The sequence below is a fragment of the Vibrio sp. L85 genome (genome assembly GCF_963871815.1).
In the GTDB taxonomy this organism is placed as follows: Bacteria; Pseudomonadota; Gammaproteobacteria; order Enterobacterales; family Vibrionaceae; genus Vibrio; species Vibrio harveyi.
Window position 1 is genome coordinate 1 of record NZ_CAWMYL010000216.1, and the last position, 4,924, is coordinate 4,924.

A 4,924-nucleotide genomic window follows, 5' to 3' on the forward strand; every position below is an offset into this window, starting at 1 on the left:
GTGAACGCTTGATCTTGTGGCTCTGGAGCGTCATTGACTGGTGTTACTGTTAAGTCGAGACCAGCCGCGACCACTTCTTCCCCGTCAGTCACATCGTAGGTGAACTCGATATCACCGTAGAAGTTCTCGCTTGGAGTGATGGTGAAGCTGCCATCCTCGTTCATTTCAACCGTTGCATTTTCATCATTGGTGCTCAGGTTGATTGCACTTAGGTCATCACCATCGATATCAACAGCGTGTTCAAGTAACTGCTCTTGAGTCAGCGTAATGCTGTTGTCTTCGGCAGTTACCGCAGTGATATCACCCGTCACTTCTGGTGCATCATTGGTTGGCGAGATATGAATCGTCACACCTTGCGTCGCTGTCGCCGTTGTACCGGTATCTACATCCGTAGAGGTTGCGTTCACGGTTAGCGTCACATCACCATTGAAGTCCGCAGACGGAATAAACTCTAACCCTTCTAGCTCGCCCGGTTGTAGTGACCAAGTGCCGTCGCCATTATCAACACCTGCTGATAGTGAGCTGCCTTCTGGCACATCTTCAATCAAGATAGAGAGGTTTTCTGAGCCATCGGTATCGGTTAAAGCTGCATCGATATCAAGCGGCACTGGCGTATCTTCGGTACCAATGATTTGGTAATCCGCGTCTGCTACCGTGATTTCGATGTTGTCGATGCCGAATGATTCATCCCAAGTTGACTGATTCAAGGTTGAACCGAAGCCCAGTTGCAATTCACCATCCTCGACAGGAACCGTCAGATTGATTTGGTGAGCTTGGTCATTCCAACCACTGAAGCCTTCACGTTGAGAGGCTCCGTGGATAACTTCACCCACTTCGTTACCGTCAGAATCGTAAAGCGTTGTCGTACCATCTTGAGTACGGAACGCGGAGTTTTCCAAGGTGGTTAGCTGTTCACCGCCGACAAAGATTTGGAACGACTCGCCATCCCATGAATCGATTTCGTAGAAGCTAAACGATATATTCACTTCATTAACATCACTTGGAATATCGTAGGTTTTGCTGACCGCTTCATCACCGCCAGTGCCACCAATACGACCCAGCATGTCGCCCGTTTCGAAGCCTTGTGAACTTTCAGTGTTCGCGTTCCAACCGTTCGAGCCAGACTCGAAGTTATCAGAAGCAATCACCAAGTCTGACGCAATCGACAGCTCTGGCATATCAACCACAGATTGAACGTCAATGTTCGCTTCTGCTGGCACGGTTGCGGTGCCATCGTTGACATCAAACGTTACGTTCACGTTGCCATCGAAGTTTTCATTCGGTGCAAAAGTGTACGTGCCATCACCGTTATCAACCAAGGTACCACTGTCAGAAGCAACATTTTCAACCGTTAAGTTATCACCATCGATATCACCTGCATTTTGCAGCAGTTGCTCTTCAGTGAAGGTGAAGCTGGTGTCTTCTTGCGTAACAAACTGTGGCTGACCAACCGTTGGTAAGTCGTTCACTGGGTTCACAGTCAGATCGGCAGTCGTTTGAATGGTCGCATCACCGTCCGTAATGTCGAAGCTCAGATCAATGTCGCCATTGAAGTCAGCATCCGGCGTGATAGTGAAGCTACCATCGTCATTCGCAACAACGGTCGCATTACCGTCAACAGTCAGGTTGGATGCGGTTATCATCACCATCCACGTCGCCAGCTTGAGCAAGAAGCTGTTCTTGGCTTAGCGTGATAGAACCATCTTCATCCACGCTGTATGCCAAATCACCTGATACTGGAGCATCGTTGACTGGCAATACATCGATGTTTGCATTGGTTGCTACCGTTGCACCGTCTTCATCAACAACGACAACATCTAGGCTGACATCACCGTTGAAGTTTTCGTTTGGTGCGAAGCTGAATGTACCGTCGCCGTTGTCAGTCAAGATACCGTCAGAGCCGCTGTAGCTAACGCTATCAATCGCGACGTCACCTTCAACGTCAGAAGCATTTGCCAATAGCTGCTCAGAGCTAATGGTGATGACTTCGTCTTCGTTGACTGAGTAGCTAGTTGCACCGGCAATTGGTGGATCGTTCACCTCAAGTACCGTAATACCTGCGGTGGTTGAATCCGTCGCACCGTCTTCATCGACAACCACAACGTCAAGGCTCACTTCACCATTGAAGTTCTCGTTTGGCGAGAAGGTGTAAGTGCCATCACCATTGTCTTGGAACACGCCATCTGCGCCGCTGTAGCTCACGCTGTCTACAGATACGTCACCTTCAATATCCGACGAATTCGCTAGTAATTGCTCATCGCTGATGGTGATCGAATTGTCTTCGTGTACGGTGTAAGACGTGCTGCCTGCTACCGGTGGATCGTTCTCTGGCGTCACGCTTACGTCGATATTCGCCGTCACGGTATCCGTGCCATCGGAAACATCGAAGGTAAAGTTCACGTCGCCATTGAAGTTTTCGTTTGGTGCGAAGCTGTAAGTGCCATCACCATTGTCGGTTAGGACACCATCTGCGCCTGTGTAGCTCACGCCTTCAACCGATAGGTCATCGCCATCGATATCCGTTGCGCCATCAAGCAGATCTTCATCAGTGAACAACAAGACGCCATCTTCACCAATGATGAACGCTTGATCTTCTGGTTGTGGTAGGTCGTTAACTGGATTAACCGTTAGATCTGCTGTTGCGACCAAGGTGTCAGAACCATCACTGATATCAAACGTGATATCAATGTCACCATTGAAGTTCGCATCAGGCGTAATGGTGAAGCTACCATCGTCGTTAGCAGTTACTGTCGCATTACCATCTACAAGCAAGTTTTCAGCAACAAGTTCATCGCCGTCCACATCGCTCGCTTGAGACAACAATTGCTCTTGGCTCAATGTAATGGTGTTATCTTCATCTACGTTGTAAGCCAAGTTGCCCGATACTGGCGCATCGTTGATTGGTAAGACATCGACTGTGATATAGGTATCGACCTCTGCGCCATCTTCGTCACGAATAGTCACGTCCAACGAAACTTGACCATTGAAGTTCTCATTCGGTGCGAAGCTACAAGTGCCATCGCCATTTACTGAGAAGATGCCATCTGGACCGTCGTAGCTGATGCTTACAAGCTCAACATCCCCTTCGACATCCGAAGCATTCAGAAGCACTTGTGATTCACTGAACGTGAGAACTTGGTCTTCGTCGATGGTGTACGCAGTTGGACCTGCGATTGGCGGATCGTTCACCTCGAGTACCGTGATACCTGCAGTGGTTGAATCCGTCGCACCATCTTCGTCGACTACAACAACGTCTAGGCTCACTTCGCCATTGAAGTTCTCGTTTGGCGAGAAGGTGTACGTGCCATCACCGTTGATTTCCAGCACACCATCGTTACCGCTATAGCTCACGCTATCAATCGATACATCACCTTCAATATCCGATGAGTTCGCTAGTAGCTGTTCATCACTGATGGTGATCGAGTTATCTTCATGCACTGTGTAAGACGTGCTGCCTGCCACCGGTGGATCGTTCTCTGGCGTCACACTCACATCGATATTCGCGGTCACGGTGTCCGTGCCATCGGAAACATCGAAGGTAAAGTTTACGTCGCCATTGAAGTTCTCGTTTGGAGCGAAGCTGTAAGTGCCATCGCCATTGTCAGTTAGGACACCGTCCGCGCCAGTGTAAGTGACACCTTCTACCGATAGGTCATCGCCATCGATATCCGTTGCGCCATCAAGTAGGTCTTGATCAGTGAAGGTCAACACGCCATCTTCACCGATGGTGAACGCTTGATCTTCCGGCTGCGGCAAGTCATTAACTGGGTTAACCGTTAGGTCCGCCGTTGCAACAATAGTATCGCTGCCATCGTTGATATCGAACGTGATATCAATGTCGCCATTGAAGTTCGCGTCAGGCGTAATGGTAAAGCTGCCATCGTCATTAGCCGTAACCGTCGCATCACCGTCAACCACTAGGTTAGAAGCGGTTAGTGCATCACCTTCTACATCCGTTGCTTGTGCCAACAATTGTTCTTGGCTTAGGGTGATTGAGTTGTCTTCGTCGACGCTGTAAGCCAAGTCACCCGATACCGGAGCATCATTGATTGGCAGAACATCAATGTTTGCCGTCGTCGAAGCGGTCGCACCATCTTCGTCCACGACTACAACATCAAGATTCACTTCACCATTGAAATTTTGGTTTGGTGCAAAGCTGAACGTACCATCACCATTGTCGGTAAAGATACCTTCGCTGCCACTGTAGCTCACGCTATCTAGTGCTACCTCACCTTCAATATCGGAAGAGTTTGCCAACAACTGTTCTGCACTGATGGTAATGACTTCATCTTCATCAATGGTGTAACTGGTTACGCCTGCGATTGGTGGATCGTTCACCTCAAGAACGGTAATACCCGCTGTTGTTGTATCAACCGCGCCGTCCTCGTCAACCACGACAACATCAAGGCTAACATCGCCTGTAAAGTTTTCGTTTGGTGAGAAGGTGTACGTACCATCGCCATTGTCTTGGAAGACGCCATCGTTGCCACTGTAAGTCACACTACTGATGTCTACGTCGCCTTCAATATCCGACGAATTAGCCAGTAGTTGCTCGTCACTGATGGTGATCGAGTTGTCTTCATGTACGGTGTAAGACGTGCTGCCTGCAACCGGAGGATCGTTCTCTGGCGTCACACTCACATCAATGTTGGCAGAGGTCGTATCCGTGCCATCGGAAACATCGAACGTAAAGTTCACATCGCCATTGAAGTTCTCATTCGGTGCGAAGCTGTACGTGCCATCGCCATTGTCAGTTAGGACACCGTCTGCACCTGTGTAAGTCACGCCTTCAACGGTTAGGTTGTCACCTTCTACATCCGTCGCGCCTGTTAACAAGTCAGCATCGGTGAAGGTAAGAAGACCGTCCTCACCCACAGTGAACGCTTGATCTTGTGGCTCTGGAGCGTCATTGACTGGTGTTACT

Annotated in this window: 2 protein-coding genes; both read right to left on the reverse strand. The window is 49.3% G+C overall.

What is annotated here, in order from left to right; translation table 11 throughout:
• A partial coding sequence (locus tag AACR11_RS29905; protein WP_445286024.1) for a tandem-95 repeat protein occupies window positions 1-1,649 on the reverse strand: 1,649 nt, incomplete at its 3' end.
• Window positions 1,615-4,924, reverse strand: a 3,310-nt coding sequence (locus AACR11_RS21170; protein WP_445286025.1) for a cadherin-like domain-containing protein, incomplete at its 5' end; no start/stop codon positions are given. The genes AACR11_RS21170 and AACR11_RS29905, both read right to left, overlap by 35 nt.